Source organism: Myxococcales bacterium (genome assembly GCA_012513515.1).
Lineage (GTDB): Bacteria > UBA10199 > UBA10199 > 2-02-FULL-44-16 > JAAZCA01 > JAAZCA01.
Map to the genome: position 1 here is coordinate 59,573 of JAAZCA010000029.1, position 17,744 is coordinate 77,316.

At 52.4% G+C, this 17,744-nt stretch carries 15 protein-coding genes and 1 tRNA gene; 6 read left to right on the plus strand and 10 right to left on the minus strand.

Annotation, left to right across the window (positions count from 1 at the left end; genetic code table 11):
• The first annotated feature begins 25 nt into the window (after positions 1-25).
• Genes folD through GX659_05735 form a run of 5 tightly spaced genes read left to right on the plus strand, consistent with a single transcriptional unit; the run spans position 26 to position 5,252 of the window.
• Entirely contained in the window at positions 26-868 is an 843-nt protein-coding gene (folD, locus tag GX659_05715; protein NLD28287.1) for a bifunctional methylenetetrahydrofolate dehydrogenase/methenyltetrahydrofolate cyclohydrolase FolD, read from the plus strand.
• 46 nt (positions 869-914) lie between these two features.
• Positions 915-2,003, plus strand: coding sequence for a glycine cleavage system aminomethyltransferase GcvT (gene gcvT / locus GX659_05720; protein NLD28288.1), 1,089 nt, complete (start codon positions 915-917; stop codon positions 2,001-2,003).
• Between the two features lie 30 nt (positions 2,004-2,033).
• Complete coding sequence (gene gcvH / locus GX659_05725) at positions 2,034-2,423, plus strand: glycine cleavage system protein GcvH (protein NLD28289.1); 390 nt, start codon at positions 2,034-2,036, stop codon at positions 2,421-2,423.
• Between the two features lies 1 nt (position 2,424).
• Positions 2,425-3,768, plus strand: coding sequence for an aminomethyl-transferring glycine dehydrogenase subunit GcvPA (locus tag GX659_05730; protein ID NLD28290.1), 1,344 nt, complete (start codon positions 2,425-2,427; stop codon positions 3,766-3,768).
• Positions 3,765-5,252 carry an aminomethyl-transferring glycine dehydrogenase subunit GcvPB gene (locus GX659_05735; protein ID NLD28291.1) on the plus strand — a complete coding sequence of 496 codons (1,488 nt, stop codon included), beginning with the start codon at positions 3,765-3,767 and terminating at the stop codon, positions 5,250-5,252. Before GX659_05730 ends, GX659_05735 begins: the two co-directional genes overlap by 4 nt.
• A gap of 38 nt (positions 5,253-5,290) precedes the next feature.
• Here the strand turns inward: GX659_05735 and GX659_05740 are convergent, their stop codons facing one another.
• From GX659_05740 to rlmN, 5 genes are all read right to left on the minus strand, one after another.
• A complete protein-coding gene (locus tag GX659_05740) occupies positions 5,291-7,495 on the minus strand; it encodes an amino acid permease (protein ID NLD28292.1) in 2,205 nt (734 codons plus the stop codon).
• Between the two features lie 539 nt (positions 7,496-8,034).
• Complete coding sequence (locus GX659_05745; GenBank protein ID NLD28293.1) at positions 8,035-8,808, minus strand: energy transducer TonB; 774 nt, start codon at positions 8,806-8,808, stop codon at positions 8,035-8,037.
• Between the two features lie 59 nt (positions 8,809-8,867).
• Positions 8,868-9,584: a DNA repair protein RecO gene (gene recO, locus GX659_05750; GenBank protein NLD28294.1), complete on the minus strand. Its 717-nt coding sequence runs from the start codon at positions 9,582-9,584 to the stop codon at positions 8,868-8,870.
• A gap of 62 nt (positions 9,585-9,646) precedes the next feature.
• Complete coding sequence (gene mtnP / locus GX659_05755; protein NLD28295.1) at positions 9,647-10,510, minus strand: S-methyl-5'-thioadenosine phosphorylase; 864 nt, start codon at positions 10,508-10,510, stop codon at positions 9,647-9,649.
• Positions 10,503-11,555: a 23S rRNA (adenine(2503)-C(2))-methyltransferase RlmN gene (rlmN, locus tag GX659_05760; protein ID NLD28296.1), complete on the minus strand. Its 1,053-nt coding sequence runs from the start codon at positions 11,553-11,555 to the stop codon at positions 10,503-10,505. Before rlmN ends, mtnP begins: the two co-directional genes overlap by 8 nt.
• A 77-nt stretch (positions 11,556-11,632) precedes the next feature.
• On the opposite strand from rlmN, the gene ftcD reads away from it, so the two are divergent.
• Positions 11,633-13,297, plus strand: coding sequence for a glutamate formimidoyltransferase (ftcD, locus tag GX659_05765; protein ID NLD28297.1), 1,665 nt, complete (start codon positions 11,633-11,635; stop codon positions 13,295-13,297).
• Positions 13,298-13,440: 143 nt separating this feature from the next.
• Here the strand turns inward: ftcD and GX659_05770 are convergent.
• The 5 genes from GX659_05770 to rplQ form a co-directional block, all read right to left on the minus strand.
• Positions 13,441-13,516: transfer RNA gene (locus GX659_05770), tRNA-Ala, on the minus strand.
• A gap of 105 nt (positions 13,517-13,621) precedes the next feature.
• Positions 13,622-14,857 (minus strand): imidazolonepropionase, encoded by a 1,236-nt coding sequence (locus GX659_05775; protein ID NLD28298.1) that lies wholly within the window; start codon positions 14,855-14,857, stop codon positions 13,622-13,624.
• A 109-nt stretch (positions 14,858-14,966) separates the two neighbouring features.
• Positions 14,967-16,622, minus strand: coding sequence for a urocanate hydratase (hutU, locus tag GX659_05780; protein ID NLD28299.1), 1,656 nt, complete (start codon positions 16,620-16,622; stop codon positions 14,967-14,969).
• Positions 16,588-17,139, minus strand: coding sequence for a TlpA family protein disulfide reductase (locus tag GX659_05785; protein NLD28300.1), 552 nt, complete (start codon positions 17,137-17,139; stop codon positions 16,588-16,590). The genes hutU and GX659_05785 overlap by 35 nt, the downstream gene beginning before the upstream one ends.
• 2 nt (positions 17,140-17,141) lie before the next feature.
• Positions 17,142-17,744, minus strand: coding sequence for a 50S ribosomal protein L17 (gene rplQ / locus GX659_05790; GenBank protein NLD28301.1), 603 nt, complete (start codon positions 17,742-17,744; stop codon positions 17,142-17,144).

Sequence of the window (17,744 nt, forward strand, 5' to 3'; positions counted from 1 at the left end):
TTCAGGGAATAGCCAAGGCTCTCCTATGGCAAACCTCATCGATGGCAAGGCCCTCGCGGCAAAGATCCGTAACGAAATCGCAAAAGATGTGGAGGCGCTGAAGGCACGGAATATCAACCCCGGGCTAGCGGTCGTGTTGGTCGGCAACGATCCGGCATCCAGCCTCTACGTCAGCAGCAAAAAGAAGGCCTGCGCCAAGGCCGGAATAGAAAGTTTCTCCTACGAACTCCCCGCCTCCGCATCCGAAAAAGAACTGCTCGATCTGATCGGAAAGCTTAATTCGAACGGAAAAATCCACGGAATTCTCGTGCAGCTTCCCCTCCCCGATCACATGGATGAATCAAGGATCATCAACGCAATCTCCCCGGAAAAGGATGTGGATGGCTTTCATCCGGTGAGCGTCGGCAGGCTGGTGCTCGGCGAACCGGGCTTTCGCTCATGCACCCCCGCCGGAATCATGGAGCTGATCGACTCCACCGAAATAGATATCAAGGGAAAGCGCGCAGTCATAGTCGGCAGAAGCAATATCGTCGGGAAGCCCCTCGCTTTCATGCTTCTTGAGCGCCATGCCACCGTGACCATCTGCCATTCCAAAACCGCTGACCTGAAAGGCGAAGTCAGAAATGCCGACATACTGATCGCAGCCATAGGCAGAGCCAGATTCATCGGCGGGGATTGGATAAAGCCGGGAGCAATGGTCATAGATGTCGGAATCAACCGCCTTGACGACGGACGCATAGTGGGCGATGTGGATTTTGATTCGGCGAAGGATGTCGCCGGAGCGATAACGCCGGTCCCCAAAGGAGTCGGCCCGATGACGATCACGATGCTGCTCAAAAACACGGTTCTATCCGCACAAAGAAGCTGAATCGCTATTTGTGCAGAAGGAGCCATTTTGGAAGGTGATAACAGATATGACAAAACGCACCCCCCTATATGAAGAACACGTAAAACTCGGCGCTAAGATAGTCGAATTCGCAGGATGGGAGATGCCCGTCTCCTACACAGGCGTCATCGACGAGCACAAAGCGGTGCGCTCATCAGCCGGCATCTTCGATGTATCCCATATGGGACAGATAGAATTTGCAGGCCCGGACGCGGAAAAATACCTTCAGAGCATCACCACCAACGACCTTCACAGAATACATGACGGCAAAGCGCAGTATTCAATTCTCTGCAACGAACGTGGGACGGTGATAGACGACATAATAATCTACAGGTTTTCACCGGAAAGATTCATGCTGGTCGTCAACGCATCCAACGCATCGAAGGACTTTGACTGGTTCATGAAAAACAAAAAGGGAAATGTTGAAGTCAAGGATCTGAGCGAAAAATTTGCTCTGATCGCCTTTCAAGGGCCAAAATCCATAGAAATTTTAAAGACCCTGACAGATATAAATCTCGATTCCGTGGGAACGTACGCATTTGCAGAAGGTTCTGTAGCGGGATGCAAGAACTGCATCGTAGCAAAAACAGGATACACCGGCGAAGAAGGGGTTGAAATATTCTCTTCCCCTGACGATGCACCGAAGATCTGGCGCTCGCTGCTTGAAAATGAGGGGCCGGAAGTCGTCAAAGCGGCCGGGCTCGGCGCCCGCGACACGCTCAGGATGGAAATGAAGTACAGCCTCTATGGGCACGAGATAGACGACACCACCACTCCGATAGAAGCCGGGCTTTCATGGGCGGTAAAGCTCGACACCCCTGAGGATTTCATAGGCAAGAGTGCCCTTCTCGATTTCGTAGGACAGGGAGCGAAAAGAAAATTGGTCGGCTTCAAGCTCCTCGATCGGGGCATACCGAGGCAGGGATACCCTATTCTCATCGACGAAAAGCCTGTTGGAATAGTAACCAGCGGCACGATGAGTCCCTCGCTGGGCTATCCGATAGGGATAGGCTTCGTCCCCTCTGAAAATGCAAAAATAGGCAGCGAAATTTTCGTTGACATCAGAGGTCAGGCAAGGAAAGCAGTTATCGTTAAGACTCCGTTTTACAAAAAATAAACTACCAGCGTCACAAAACAAGGAGCGATCATGAATATACCTGACGATCTCAAGTACACCAAGGAACATGAGTGGGTTAAGCTCGAAGGGAAGACCGCGACGATTGGCATCACCGACTACGCGCAGGAGCAGTTGGGCGATGTGGTCTACGTCGAACTCCCGGAAGAAGGGGAGGAACTGGCCAAGGACGACACCTTCGGTTCCATCGAGTCCGTCAAGGCGGTCTCCGACTGCTATTCTCCTCTCTCCGGAACGATAAACGACGTCAACAGCCTGCTGGCTGACAGCCCCGAGGTCCTCAATGAAGATTGCTACGGTGAGGGATGGTTGATCAAGATCAAGGTCGCCGACCCTTCAGATCTGGACGATATGATGGATCACGAGGAATACAAGGCCTTCGTAGCAGAGGAATCCGCATAAGATGAGAAACCTTCCGCATACGGATAAAGAAATAAATGACATGCTCGCAACCGTCGGGCTCCGCGATATCGAAGAGCTCTTCAGGGGTATCCCCGAAACGATGAGATGCAGGGAAAAGCTCAGGCTGGGTGACGGGATGTCCGAACAGGAACTGGTTGCGCATCTGCGCGAACTCGCATCAAAAAACGACCCCCTCTCCGGAGGGGTTTCGTTTATCGGCGCCGGCGCTTACAGGCACTACGTCCCAACCGCTGTCTCCGAACTCGCATCTCGCTCCGAATTCGTAACGCCATACACCCCTTACCAGCCTGAAATCAGCCAGGGAACCCTCCAGGTGCTCTACGAATATCAAACTATGATAGCCAGGCTCTTCGCAATGGATGTCTCCAACGCCTCCCACTACAGCGGAGCTACGGCGTGCGCCGATGCCTGCCTGATGGCCAAGCGCGTTGGCAAGCGCAGGACCAAAATCATAGTTCCGGATTCTCTGCATCCGGAATACAGAAGGGTTTTAAAGACGGTGCTGACAAGCGAAACCGATGTCACTGAGCTCCCATCGAGTTCGTCGGGGCTGATAGACAGAAAGTCGCTATCATACGCTCTCGACGATTCTACAGCGGCGGTCCTCGCGCAGTATCCAAACTTTTTTGGCATAGTGGAAGATCTCAAGGATATCTCAGACTCCGCGCATGCAGCAGGGGCCCTCTTCATAACGGTAACTCCGGAACCGCTCGCCCTCTCGATATTGAAACCTCCCGGGGAATTCGGCGCAGACATAGCGGTCGGCGAAGGGCTATCCTTCGGTTTGCCGGTCTGTTTCGGCGGACCTTCACTAGGAATTTTCACATGCAGCGAAAAACTCGTCCGCCAGATGCCAGGAAGGATCTGCGGCAAAGCCTTCGACAGCGAGGGGCGCCAGAGCTATACGCTCACCCTCTCCACGCGCGAACAACACATAAGGCGCGAAAAGGCCACCTCGAACATATGCTCCAATCAGGCTCTCTGCGCGACGACCGCAGCAATATATCTCTCGCTGCTCGGGCGCGAGGGGTTGAGGGAGCTCGCGCACATAAATCTCTCCCTTGCGGAGTACGCGAAGGAAAAACTTTCGTCGACGGGAAAGGTAAGACTCCCCTTCCAGTCGACGACCTTCAATGAATTCGTCATCGAAGTAAACGGTTCGGCAGAAGATGTCATCTCCAGACTCGCTTCGCAGAAAATATTTGCAGGAGTGAATCTCAGCCGATGGTACGAAGGAATGGAAAATAGAATTTTGGTGTGCTGCACTGAGATGACTAACACATCTGAAATCGACAGATTCGCCGAGGCGCTGAAAAACATATGAGCGAAAAATCAAATTTCAAAAATGGTCACGGTTCATCCGGCCTCTCCCTGGAGGAGCCGACGCTCTTCGAACAGAGCATAAAAGGAAGGCGCGGCATATCGTTGGAAAAAACGGGGCTCAAAAAAACCGACCTCGGAAAGAGCCTCGGAGCGCTTTTAAGGGAATCCCCCGCCGAGCTGCCGGAGCTTGCTGAGGTCGACATAGTCAGACACTTCACGCGCCTTTCCATCCAAAACTACAGCAAGGACCTCGGCTTCTATCCGCTCGGATCCTGCACGATGAAGCACAATCCGCGCGTGGCCAACGCCGCTGCGGCGATCGAGGCATTTCAAAACACGCATCCCTATCAGCGCGATGAGAATGTGCAGGGAAACCTGAAGCTCTGCCATGAGCTGGAAACGATGCTCGCTGAAATAAGCGGAATGGATTCGGTCACGCTTTGGCCCGCGGCGGGAAGCCACGGCGAACTCACCGGCATGCTGCTGATTCGCGCATATCACACCTCAAATGGAAATCCGCGCAGCAAGGTACTCATCCCTGATTCCGCCCATGGCACGAACCCGGCGTCGGCAGCTATATGTCACTATGAAGTCGTCACCGTAAAGTCCGGAGCGGACGGACTACTTGACCCAGATGCTGTAAGGGCTGCGATGGACGATGAAGTAGCCGCAATAATGATAACGAATCCGAACACGCTCGGCATCTTCGAGGAAAACTTCAAGGAGGTCGCCGACATCGTCCACGAAAAAGGAGGGCTCGTCTATCTGGATGGAGCCAATTTGAACGCGCTCATGGGATATGTAAAGCCCGGCGAGATCGGCGCCGACGTGATGCACTTCAACCTGCACAAGACCTTCGGCACTCCGCACGGCGGAGGCGGCCCAGGCGCAGGACCTGTCGGAGTCGTGAAAAAGCTGGCGGAGTATCTTCCCCTTCCGCGCATCAAATTCGACGGGAAATCCTATAGCCTCATGCGCGATGGAAAAAATTCGATCGGGATGATAAATTCCTTCTTCGGAAATTTCGGCGTCTTCATCCGCGCCTACGCATATATAAAAGAGCTTGGCTCCGACGGGCTCAAGCGCTCCACGGAAATGGCGGTTCTGAACGCCAACTATGTGAAGTCGCGCCTCAAAGGACACTTCAATCTCCCATACGACAAACCGGTACTGCATGAATGCGTATTCGACGACAGGGTCCAGAATGAAATGGGGATAAAGACGATGGATATCGCCAAGCGCCTCATGGACTATGGCTTCCATCCCCCTACCATCTATTTCCCGCTGATCGTCCATGGCGCGATCATGATAGAACCTACCGAAAGCGAGCCTAAGTCAATCATCGACGACTTTTGCGATGCGATGATATCCATAGCCAAGGAGTGCAGGGAAAACCCGGATGTCGTGAAAAACGCTCCGGTCCGCCCCTTCCGCCGTCGCATCGATGAGGTCCGCGCCGCACGCGAAATCTGCCTCAGGGACTGACGTTTTGGGGGAGATAAATGGTACACATCCACGGATAATCAGGAAAATATTTCGCTGAATTTGATATCTTGGCCGATCAAAATAGCAGCCAGCAGCGGATACCCTTCCGTTCTCTGCATGAACTCCTCATAGTAGCTGGCATATTGCTCGTCGCTCTCATCTTCCCCAGGAGCCTTGATCCCAAGCATGACCAGATCCGCCCCCTGCGAAGATTCCTTGATTGTAGTGGCAAGCGGAGAATCGCCATACGGATGCACGATCGTTTCTAGATCTGCAATCAGCCTAGCGCTTTTAGTAAATCCAGCCGTCTCCATTTCAAAGGATTCCTTCTCCCTGTCGTCCCTGACGACGGTCTTAAGGCTAAGGCGCGAGCCTCTCCATTCCGGGCTCGTCTGAAGGAGATAGCTGAGAACCAACATCAAATTCGCATTATTGCGACGCCCTCCCCACCAGCATATGATTTTTCTGAGTTTCCTGTGCGGCAGCTCTTGGTCGCGATTTTCCCTTACAATAACTAGGTTGCGTTTAGCGGCATAGACCATCTTTATTATCTTAGCAAACTCAATCGAACGCCCCGGCTCGTCGCTGGCGCCTATAAATACAGTATTTGGAGTCAGAGGCCCTATCCCGTAAGCGGAGATCAAAGTCTTCACACCTGAAAGGCGATCAGTCGCCTTGATCACCTCGACAAGAGAAGGAATCTTTTTTTCCTTTAGATAAGTCATCACGACCTTCTCCATGGCTATCACCTTCTCTTCCCTGATGGAATCGTCGTCGTGTATTGAAGCCGTCGTCATGAACCCCTTGCCGTGCGATATCGCGTCTGCAAGTTCGATAAGATACATCCTCTTTGTCGGCGAACCACTTAAGACCAGTATGTTCGGCCTCCAGGTCTTTGCATGCTCCTCTGATTCGATGAGTTTGAAGATAGAATATCTTGAGAGTGCGAGATAAACGCTCCTTCTAATATCTATCCATCCACTCGCAAATTTTCTCTTAGCGACAAAATAATATATTCCCGCCACGACTATGGCAGATATGAATGTGGCTCCAGCGCTGATCATGAACATCACAACCATACATAGCGCCGACCCAAGCAGCGCTATGGGCCATGGCGTCCTGAATGCCGGTCTCCATGATGGATTGCCTATCATACCTTCAAGGGCAGCGACCAAATTCAAGGCTGCGTAAGTAACCAGAAAAAACATGGTAAGGACTGGAGCTATTGCATCCAAATCGCCCATGAGTATAGCGGCAAGCGCGATAAAGAAGGCAAAGGCCGTGGCAACTCTGGGGGTATCTCTTTTCGAATGCCCCTTTCCCAAAAAGGATGGCATCGTCTTGTCCCTCGCCAGAGCCTGCAGCGTGCGAGGCGCCCCCAAAAGGCTCCCCAGGGAGCTGGACAAACTTGCTCCCCAGACTCCAGCTATGATGAGCCATCTCCATCTGGCAACTTTTTCTACAATATACAGATCGCTACGCAAAAGGTCTTCAGATACAAAGACCCTAAGCAATATTGGAATAGCAAGGTACACCACATATCCAAGCAGCACTGCAGAAATCGTACCTATTGGGATGGAACGCCCGGGCTCCTTTAGATCACCAGACATCGAAAGACCAGCCTCAGCGCCTGTTACCGCCGGGAAAAAGACGGCAAAAACTACCCAAAAATTCTCCACTTCGGGGATAGCATTTACTGAAGCAATGTCATGATTCCCAAAAATCCCGAGAAAAAATGAAAATAGGGACGCTATTATAACGACGAGGATGAACATTGAGGCCTTGAGGGCGATATCGGCTGAAAGATATGCAAGCAAGGTCATCAATATAAGACTTACAACAGCAACTATTGTTACCGGGATTCCAGGAGCTATCATCCTCATGGATTCGGCAAATCCTGAAATGTAGAATGCAATTCCTATCGCCCTGGCAAAAAAGAGGGGGATCCCTATTGCAGCTCCTGCCTCCACTCCAAGCGAACGCGAAATCATGAAATACGCCCCGCCGGCACCAACCCGCATGTTAGTAGCAATAGAGGAGATCGAAAATGCGGTAATGAGAGTTATAGCGCTTGAAACCGAAACTATAAAGATCGTTCCGAATATACCAACATTTCCGACCACCCACCCCATCCTCAGATACATTATCACGCCAAAGATGGTGAGCACACTGGGGAGAAAGACCCCCTTGAAGGTGCCAAACTGGTTTTTGCCCTTTTTGATTTCAGATTCTCTGTTTGACATGAGGGAAGATTACAATATCGCACAAAAACCAGCAACCAATTACGAAGGTTGGTTATAGAAGCTAGAATCTAGAAGTGAGAAGCGAGATTTCTACAGGCGAGATTTTTCTAGCTTCTAGCCTCTCGCTTCTAGCTTCTGTTTTTCCCAGTCACGGTTGTTGCGGGATCCCCGATTAAAGCACTCGGGGATGACAACCTTCTCGTCACTCGGGGATGACGACCACACTATCATTCCCGCGGTCTTAAGCCGCCGCCTTTGGCGGGGCAGGCGGGAATCCCGTTCTGACCGTTCACCAGTTACGAGTCACTAGTCACGCCTGTTACGGGAGGGGTCGAATCCTGATCGCTGATCTTTGATCAGCATTTTGTAAGATTAGCTTATATTCGAAAACATCCTTATTAAGATTAAGATCAGGATCAAGATTAAGATGAAGATTAAGATGCGGAAAGGATTTTTTCTCAACCTCAGCCGGAACCTATTTTTTCGGTCAATGGTCTAATGATCCATTGTCAATCGTCATCGATCACGGTTGTGAACAGTCAAAGATAAACTGTGAATGTCCAGCTCATGCGCAGGATGCCGTCGTCATCAACGAACTTCGAGGGCGGGGTTGAAAATGGCGACGAGGCCCTGACGGTTCGAAGCGCCTCCTCGTCATAGCCCGCTATACCGGAACTTCTGAATACGAAGAGTTCAGAGAGTTCTCCGTTTTTGTCCACGCTGACGCCCAGCACAACCTCCACCGAGCCGACCGAAACATGATTCGATGAAAAATAGTTGCTCAGAGAGGGGGCAGGATTGAAGGTCATTCTAAATGCGCGTTTCATCCTGACGAAATAATCCACATCCGGATACCTGAGAACATTGAGATAAGTCCTCGCTCCACGCTTGAAGTCCGGAAAAAAATCTCCTGAAGGGGAAGCAGAATCGCCGCTCCTCTTACCCGAGCCATCCTTCCCCTCCTGAAAATCCTTTCTATTGACCGCAAATATATCTTTTTTGGGAGCCTTCTCGGATCTCAGTGGGCCAGCCTCCTGCGCCTGCGGCCTTTTCTGCGCCCTCCCATCTCCGCCTTTTTTAGCGACTGCACCGGTGGCCACGCTTTCCTCTTTGACGGAGCTGTCGTACATCCCCAAAAATTTCGGCTTGTCGGGTTTTTTATCTAGATCGGGTTTGTCGATGTCAGCGATCCTCAGATCCCTCGCATCAATGCTCTTGAGGTCTATCGGAATAACTTCGACCACATCCTCCTCGAACTTCGGAACTCTGGCAAAATATTGTGCTGAAAAAATAAGAAGCAGGTGAAGTATCAACGATACCAGAATAAACGGCCATATCTCCTGTTTTTCCCGAATTTCCTTCAGAGTTCCTCCTAAAGCGCTCTGTATTTCAGCGGTCGGCCGAGTATGTGATCTGAATATCTGCTCAGTACTGCAAAGGCCGCCTCGGCTGCGCAGCGTTCTATCCGGTGTTCCCCGAGGGCGGTGATTCGCAGTGCGTCAGCAGCGACACCGGTAAGAGGGAGGCGCGCCCCTACGCTCGAAGAGCATGAGGAACAGACGAAACCGCCATGATCGAGATCGAATGACCAGCCCCTGTTGGAGGCAAACCCTTCATCGCACATAAGGCATTTTGACAGCTCCGGCGTGAAACCGCAGCGCATCAGCCACTTGAATTCGAAGATCAGCGAGGTGCCCGGGGTGGGATCGTTCTCGCCAAGCCATAGCAAATATCTGTCGAGCAGTTTGAATTTCGATTCGGAGACCTGGTGAGGCTGTAAAAAGGCCGACGCGAGTTCGACCGCCCTCCCCATCGCATTGATCCTCTCTATCGACCTGAGCATTCCGTCGATGGGACGAAGCGGGTCGGCACGATCTATGCGCACGAGCTCAGAGGATGGTCTCTCCACGAACTGGACATCCACGAACATCCCCGGCTCGAGCGATCCGGCAAAACGCTTTCTGGAGGCGCGCGCCGATTTCGCAAGGCCGCTCATCTTTCCGAATTCCCTGGAGAAGAAGGTGACGATCAGGTCGGAATCGCCGTACGGTATCCTCTTGAGAATTATAGCTGTAGAGTTTTTCTGCATCGCACCGCCGTCGGTCATCATTTTTCCGGGGAGACAAAAGATATCCGTCCCCAGATGAAACTCTATTTCAGGTATTTCCCGGCTATCAGCGCAAGGCGACGGCGGGCCTCCGGGGAGATTCCATCCGGTGAGGTCATTATCGAATTGGCAAGTGCGCTGCCGCACCCGCAGTCCCCGCTAAAATCGCCGGATTTGAAGAGCTCGCGGACGGTCTTTTGTGCCATCGCCACATTTTTCTGCAGCGTAGCCAGAACCATCGAGGTATCGACCGCCCCCTCCTCCTCGTGCCAGCAGTCATAATCGGTGACGAGGGCAATAGTCGCATAGCAGATCTCGGCCTCACGGGCGAGCTTCGCTTCTTGGTAATTGGTCATGCCGATGACATCCACTCCCCAGCCGCGATAAACATTGGATTCCGCCCTGGAGGAGAACATCGGCCCTTCGATGCAGACATAAGTTCCGCCCTCGTGAACGGTAGCTCCCGCGACCTTGCACGCCTTTACCGCCTCGTGCTTCAAAACGGGACAGACAGGATCTGCGAAGGCGACGTGCGCCACGATCCCGTCCTCGAAGAAGGTATCCTTGCGCATCTTCGTCCGATCGATGAACTGATCCACGACGACGAACTCCCCAGGATGAAGTTTCTCCTTCATGGAACCGACCGCCGAGACCGATAAGATCCTGTCAACACCGAGTTCCTTCATAGCGTGGATATTCGCACGGTAATTTATCTGATGAGGTGGAACTCTGTGCCCCCTGCCATGCCTTGGAAGAAATACGAAGCGGCGCCCCTCCAGCTCGCTCAGGATGAAGGCGTCGGAAGGTTCGCCGAATGGAGTCGGCACCCTTTTCTCTTCGATAGTCTTCACACCTTCCATCTGATACAAACCGCTCCCTCCGATTATTCCGATCAACGATTCAGACATTTTTCTTTCCTCCCTTAGAAAACCTATCCGCAGCCAGCTGGCCGCAGGCAGCCATGATATCGCGCCCGCGACTCGCGCGAATGTTGGTCTGTATGCCGCAGTTATAGAGATACTCGCTCCACCACTCCACGGTACTCGAATCCGGTGAACGGAATTGTGACCCTTCGAATGGATTAAAGGGTATCAAATTTATCTTCGCATCGACCCCCTTGAGGAGTGACACCAGCCTCTTCGCATCGGACTCGGAATCGTTGACTCCGCCGAGCATCACGTACTCAAAAGTTATCCTGTGCCTCGAACGCTTCGTGTAACCATGGCAGAAATCCATAATTTTTGCTATCGGATATTTTTTATTGATCGGCATCAGCCTGTTTCGCACATCGTCCGAAGATGCGTTGAGGGATATCGCGATCTTCACGTCGAACTCCCTGGAGAAGCGGTCGAGTTCGGGGATGAGCCCGCAGGTGGAAAGCGTTATCCTGCGGCGCGACATCGCCAGCCCGCTATCATCGCAGAAGATCCGTATCGCCCCGGCAACCCCATCATAATTCTCCAGCGGCTCTCCCATCCCCATAAGCACTACGTTGGTGACAGGATTTTCACTCCCCCTCATCGCGATGAGGAGCTGTGAAACTATTTCACCCTGGGTGAGATTGCGCGTAAAACCCATCGAACCGGTGCGGCAGAAGGCACACCCCATAAGACAGCCGACCTGAGTCGATATGCATACGGTGGTGCGCCCGTCGCCGGCAGGAATCAATACGCACTCAACGATCGCGCCATCGCTTTTTGCTCTACACAGAAGCTTCCTGGTGCCGTCGGAGGATCCATGCACCGCGTCAACTTCTATAGGGTCAACCTCACAGATCGCATTCAGCCTGGATCTTCCATCCCTTGAGATGTTTGTCATGGCATCCACCGAATCAGTATGTTTCTGGTATATCCATTGCGCTATCTGCGCAGCAGCAAAAGGTTTGAGACCAGCCTCCTCGGCAAGCCCCTTCAAGGAATCAAGTGAGAGATCGGTCAAAAATCGTTTCATCATAATGGCTCCCAGCCGCTTGCCTTTAATCCCGTTTTGCCCTAAAAGGTCAACCCAATTCCAAGTACTGGAGGTTGATGATGAAACTCGTCGAATGCGTACCGAATTTCAGCGAAGGGCGCGATGCGGCCGTGATAGAGGCCATATCCGATGCCATAAAGAGTATTTCTGGAGTCGCACTGCTCGATGTCGATCCCGGGAAGGCGACAAATCGCACGGTTTATACCTTTGCCGGCGCTCCGGATGATGTCGTAGAGGCCGCATTTCAGGCGATTAAAAAGGGCACCTCCTTAATCGACATGCGCAAACATAAGGGGGAACACGCAAGGCAAGGGGCCTGCGACGTCTGCCCCTTCGTTCCGATATCAGATGTGACGATGGCCGAATGCGTAGCACTTTCAAACCGCCTCGCCAAGCGAGTCGGCGATGAGCTTGGGATCCCCGTTTATCTGTATGCCGAAGCGGCTAAGGTTCCAGAGCGTAAAAGGCTTCCCGACATCCGGAGCGGCGAATACGAGGCTCTGGAGGAAAAACTTAAAAAACCGGAGTGGAAACCGGACTTCGGACCGGCAAAATTCAACCCTTCCGCTGGCGCAACCGTAATTGGAGCACGTAATTTTCTGATCGCATACAACATCAACCTGAATACGAAGAACGTGAAACTAGCCAAGGATATAGCCTTTGAAATTCGCGAGAGCGGCAAGCTAAAACGCGATGAAAATGGAAATAAGATCCTTGGCCCCGATGGAGTCGCGTTGCGTGAGCCGGGGATATTTAAAAATCTTCAAGGGACAGGATGGATCATCCCTGAATACGGGCGCGCCCAGATTACGCTGAACATACTCGACACCGAGACTACCCCGGTTCATCTCGTTTACGACAAATGCTGCGAACTGGCTGAAAAACTGGGCTGCCGCGTCACAGGGAGCGAAGTCGTCGGGATGATACCTCGCAAGGTCCTTCGCGACGCCGGAATTTATTTTCTCAAAAAACAAGGATCGACTACCGGCATCTTTGACGACGGGATAATTCACAACGGGATAATCTCGCTGGGCCTTTCCGATATCGCCCCATTTGACTCGAAACAGAAGATAATCGAGGAGAGATTTGTGAATGAGAAACCACTCCTTTCGATGACATTGGAAGCATTCGCAAAAGAACTCTCTTCAAATTCTCCGGCTCCCGGCGGCGGATCGATAGCGGCGCTGGCCGGCGCGATGTCAGCAGGACTCACCTCGATGGTCGCCGCACTCTCCTTCGAAAAGAAAGGGCTCGAGGCGCTAAAACCCGAGATGGAAGAGATCGGATGCGAGGCACAGAAGATAATGAACTCCCAGCTCTCATCGATCGATGACGACACGAGCGCCTTCAACGCGATAATGGATGCGATGAGGATGCCGAAGGAATCCGACGAACAGAAATCGCTTCGAAAGGCTGCGATAACCGAGGCCACCAAGCGCGCGACGTTGGAGCCTTTCAGAGTCCTGGAGCGTTCGGTTCCATCGCTCGAGCTGGCCGCCCGCGTCGCAAAAAAAGGAAACCAGAGTTCCCTATCCGATGCCGGCGTCGCCGCGCTTATGGCGCACTCGGCCGCAATAGGAGCTTATTACAACGTGCTGATAAACCTCTCTGGAATCGACGACAAGAAATGGTGCGATGATGTAAAATCGCGCGCGACCGACCTCCTCAAAAAAGCCGACGATCTCGCCTCGAAGATTCGGGAAGGGATGATGGATAAGCTTTGATCAGGAAACACGCACCGCATGTGCCTCCAAAACAATCCAAAAAACTCTCAAGGAATGTCCTGTAGCTCGTTTGAATGGATGCTGTCTGCGCGGCAAAGCAGATCGCCCCGAGCCATCAGGTTCGGGGCGAGATGCGAAAAGGCTGGTGGAGCTGAGGGGAGTCGAACCCCTGACCTCCTGAATGCCATTCAGGCGCTCTCCCAACTGAGCTACAACCCCACAAAGAGTCTTTTGTCAAATATCCGGCTTATCCAAATAACACCAAAGCGCGCGGCAATATGTGTCCCAGACGCCACTCCTTGTCAATACTTTTTAAAAAATCAACTATTTACGATGGAAAAACTCCCGTCCGCCGATATACACATGCGAAACGAGATTGGCGCCATACCTGTAAAGTGGGTAATATTCGTCCGGCGCATCCAGAACGATAAAATCCCCGCGAGCCCCCTTCTCTATCACCCCGCGATCGGAAAGCCCGAGTGCACGCGCGGCATTTTTGGTGATAGCCAAAAGGGCCTCGTCGCAAGTCATCTTCATCTGCGTTATAGCGATGGAGGCGGTGAGAAAAAGATCGAGGGATGGGTTGGTGCCCGGATTGTAGTCGGTGGCTATCGCCACCACCAGTCCGCGATCTATCATGCGACGCGCATCAGGATATGATCCACCCCCCGAGAAAAAACTCGCTCCGGGAAGAAGAACTCCAACGACTCCTGACTTGACCATCGCATCCACCCCGGAATCGGAGGTCTTATCGAGATGATCGGCGGAAAGGGCGCCGAACTCGGCCGCTATTTCCCCGCCGCGCGCCGAGCTGAACTGGTCCACATGCAGATGAATCGCTAACCCGAAGCGTTTTGCGCTTGCGCATATTCTTCGCGCCTCATCCTCGTTGAAAGCGATCTCTTCGATAAATACATCACAGGAGGTCATCCACTTGCGCGCGGCCATCTCGGGCATCATCTCATCGAGGAGCATATCTATATATTTGGATCTGTTGTGTGCAAACTCAGGCGGAACTATGTGGGCACCGAGAAATGTCCCCATGACATCCATTGGATGTTTTTCATGGAGCAACCCTATCGCGTCGGCTATCTTAATCTCGTTTTCGAAATCCAAGCCGTAACCGGTCTTGATCTCCATCGTAGTGGTCCCATGCTGCAGCGCCTCGTCAGCGCGACGCGCAGACTCGCTGTAGAGGTCCTCTATCGAAGTTTCCCTAGTGGAGGTCACAGTAGAAACGATTCCGCCCCCCGATCTAGCTATCTGCTGATAGCTCATCCCCTTGGAGCGCATATTGAACTCGAGCTGCCTACTTCCCGAGTGGACGAGATGAGTATGGCAATCCACGAGCCCAGGCATTACGACGCGACCGCGGAGATCCAGTATCTGAGCGGATGAGCCAACTTTCACCTCCTCAGAATTTTTCCCGAGCCATGAAATCTTTCCATCTTTTATCAAAAGCGCCGCATCGCAAATTACCCCGAGAACTCCTTCGCGATCTTTAGCCTCTTGCATCGTAACCAAGCGCCCTACGTTTTTCAGAAGAAGTTCGTGGGACATAATAGCCTCGCAATTATTATGGAGTATGGACAATAGACCATAGATTTGAAAGGTTAATATTAAGGTTGAGGCTAAGGTTAAGAAAAACAATCTTCGCTAAACCTCAGCCTTAAACAGTGATTCCAGGAATCTTGATCCCAAATTTTTTAGCATTTTGGATCGCCTCCTCGTATCCAGCATCAGCGTGGCGCAAAATTCCCATCGCAGGATCGGTATCGAGAACCCTCTCAAGTCGCAGCGCCGCAGCATCCGTTCCATCGGCGACTATCACCTGCCCGGCATGCAGGGAATACCCCATGCCAACGCCGCCGCCATGATGAAAGCTCACCCACGATGCACCGCCAGCTGCGTTGATAAGCGCGTTGAGTATGGGCCAGTCTGCGACCGAGTCGGAGCCATCCCTCATAGCCTCGGTCTCGCGATTTGGGCTCGCCACCGATCCACAGTCCAGATGATCGCGACCTATCACTATAGGCGCCTTGACCTTTCCGCTGCGAACCAGCTCGTTGAACTTCAGCCCCGCCCGTTTCCGCTCGCCGTAGCCGAGCCAACATATCCTCGCCGGGAGTCCCTGCCATGCGATGCGCTCCTGCGCCATCTTTATCCACTTAGCCAGAGATTTATTCTCCGGAAAAAGCTTCAGTATCGCGCGATCGGTTTCATGGATATCAGCCGGATCCCCTGAAAGAGCTACCCAGCGAAAAGGCCCCTTCCCCTCGCAGAAAAGCGGGCGGATATAGGCGGGCACAAAACCGGGAAAATCAAATGCGTTTTCCACCCCAGCGTGCTCCTTTGCCTGCGCACGTATATTATTGCCATAATCGAAGGTGGGAATTCCCATGCGATGAAAGTCGAGCATCGCTCGCACATGCTCCCCTATACTCCTGTATGACTCGGCTATATAACGATCCGGATCAGCTACACGAAGTGCCATGGCATCATCATAAGGGATGGTATTTGGGATATAGCCATTCAGCGGATCATGCGCCGAGGTCTGGTCGGTGACAAAATCGGGCCGCAGCCCCCGCCTGACGAGCTCAGGAAATATGTCAGCCGCGTTCCCCAAAAGGCCTATCGAAATAACTTCCTTATTTTTCAAACCCTTTTCAAGTCTCCTTAAAGCTTCATCTAAATCATCAGAGATTTCGTCTAAATACTTAGTTTGTAATCTTTTTTCTATTCTAGAACGATCCGCCTCGACCCCGAGAAAAGAGGCCCCGGCCATCGTCGCTGCAAGGGGCTGCGCCCCTCCCATTCCCCCGAGGCCGGCCGAAAGGATCCATCGCCCTGACATATTTCCGTCATAGTGCTTCTTGCACGCTGCCTGAAAGGTCTCATAGGTCCCCTGTAAAATTCCCTGCGTCCCGATATATATCCAGGAGCCGGCGGTCATCTGGCCGTACATAATGAGCCCCTTCTTTTCGAGCTGCCGAAAGTGGTCCCAGTTGGCCCAGTTTCCTACGAGGTTTGAATTAGCAATTATCACGCGTGGTGCATCCTCGTGGCTCTTTAGGATCCCAACCGGCTTCCCAGACTGGACTAGAAGGGTCTCATCATTTTCCAGGGTCTCCAGCGAACGTACGATATTTTTGTAGGCATTCCAGTCGCGGGCCGCCTTGCCGCACCCGCCGTACACCACGAGCTCTTCGGGGCGCTCGGCCACTTCAGGGTCGAGATTGTTCATGAGCATGCGCATCGCAGCTTCCTGAACCCATCCCCTGCAGCTTATCTTACCTCCCCTGGGTGCCCTTATCCTCTGGAACATTTTTTCCTCCATTCCGTAAAAACAGGGTGTCGATGGTGGCATGTAGCTTTTCAGAATTCCAGTCTGCCGCTCCGACGAAGCGCTCGAAGATGATGCCCTCCGAATTTATTATGACGGTCTCCGGCACGCCCACGTTCCTGTAAAGATCGGAGGCAGTCCCTTTCGAATCCAGTAAAACCGGAAAGGCAAACCCCATGTTCTCCATGACCGCTTCAACGGCCTGTTTTTCCTCATCGATAGAGATCGCAAAAATTTTCAGACCTTTGTTCGAATAGACATCGTAAAAACGATTGAAGGATATAAGCTCACTCATGCACTGCCCGCACCACGTCGCCCAGAAATGTATGATTGCGGGAGAGGGATCCTCCCCTGGGAATGCGACCTCCCTCCCCGAGAGATCTTTCAATACAAAAGCTGGCGCAGACTCGCCGACTTTCGGGCGCGTATAAAAATGAAACGCCGACCACGCTATATAGGCGAGGCCGGCGATCACAGCTATTATCCAGAAACGTTTCATCTCTATTTGTTTTTGGCCTTCTTCTCCTTGGCAGGCTTCGCGCTCTTTTTCGCCGGTTTTTCCTTCTTCTCAGCCTTCGCCTTTTTCTCAGCCTTCCCCTTCTTCTCGGCCTTCCCCTTCTTCTCGGCTTTCACCCTCTTCTCTACAGCCTTTGCGGCCTTTGCATCGGCGGCTTTTACCGGCTTTTTAGAGGGCTTCTCTTTTGCATTGGACTTCTTCGAACCCTTAGCCTCATCTGAGAGAGATGCTGACTTGGGAAGATATTCGATGATTGCCATCGGAGCATTATCGCCATGGCGGAAGCCCAGCTTCATAATCCTCGTATAACCGCCGCTGCGCCCTTCAAAGCGCTTGCAGAGTTCTCCGAAGAGCTGCGCAACCGCTTCCCTGTTGCGAATCATGGAAACCGCACGCCTCCTAGCATCGAGCGTCTGTCTCTTGCCAAGTGTTATGAGCCTATCGGCTATTCTACGAAGCTCCTTGGCTCTTGGCAGCGTAGTCTCTATCCTTTCGTGCATGATCAGTGAGGACGCCAAATTTGCAAGCACCACGCGCCTGTGCGGCGTACTCATCCCGAGTTTTCTCTTATCTACACGGTGTCTCAT

Bases quoted from the DNA above. Each gene is read 5' to 3' on its own strand.
- folD (NLD28287.1), top strand. From the start codon at position 26: ATGGCAAACCTCATCGATGGCAAGGCCCTCGCGGCAAAGATCCGTAAC.
- gcvT (NLD28288.1), top strand. From the start codon at position 915: ATGACAAAACGCACCCCCCTATATGAAGAACACGTAAAACTCGGCGCT.
- gcvH (NLD28289.1), top strand. From the start codon at position 2,034: ATGAATATACCTGACGATCTCAAGTACACCAAGGAACATGAGTGGGTT.
- GX659_05730 (NLD28290.1), top strand. From the start codon at position 2,425: ATGAGAAACCTTCCGCATACGGATAAAGAAATAAATGACATGCTCGCA.
- GX659_05735 (NLD28291.1), top strand. From the start codon at position 3,765: ATGAGCGAAAAATCAAATTTCAAAAATGGTCACGGTTCATCCGGCCTC.
- GX659_05740 (NLD28292.1), bottom strand. From the start codon at position 7,495: ATGTCAAACAGAGAATCTGAAATCAAAAAGGGCAAAAACCAGTTTGGC.
- recO (NLD28294.1), bottom strand. From the start codon at position 9,584: ATGCAGAAAAACTCTACAGCTATAATTCTCAAGAGGATACCGTACGGC.
- mtnP (NLD28295.1), bottom strand. From the start codon at position 10,510: ATGTCTGAATCGTTGATCGGAATAATCGGAGGGAGCGGTTTGTATCAG.
- rlmN (NLD28296.1), bottom strand. From the start codon at position 11,555: ATGATGAAACGATTTTTGACCGATCTCTCACTTGATTCCTTGAAGGGG.
- ftcD (NLD28297.1), top strand. From the start codon at position 11,633: ATGAAACTCGTCGAATGCGTACCGAATTTCAGCGAAGGGCGCGATGCG.
- GX659_05775 (NLD28298.1), bottom strand. From the start codon at position 14,857: ATGTCCCACGAACTTCTTCTGAAAAACGTAGGGCGCTTGGTTACGATG.
- hutU (NLD28299.1), bottom strand. From the start codon at position 16,622: ATGTTCCAGAGGATAAGGGCACCCAGGGGAGGTAAGATAAGCTGCAGG.
- GX659_05785 (NLD28300.1), bottom strand. From the start codon at position 17,139: ATGAAACGTTTCTGGATAATAGCTGTGATCGCCGGCCTCGCCTATATA.
- rplQ (NLD28301.1), bottom strand. From the start codon at position 17,744: ATGAGACACCGTGTAGATAAGAGAAAACTCGGGATGAGTACGCCGCAC.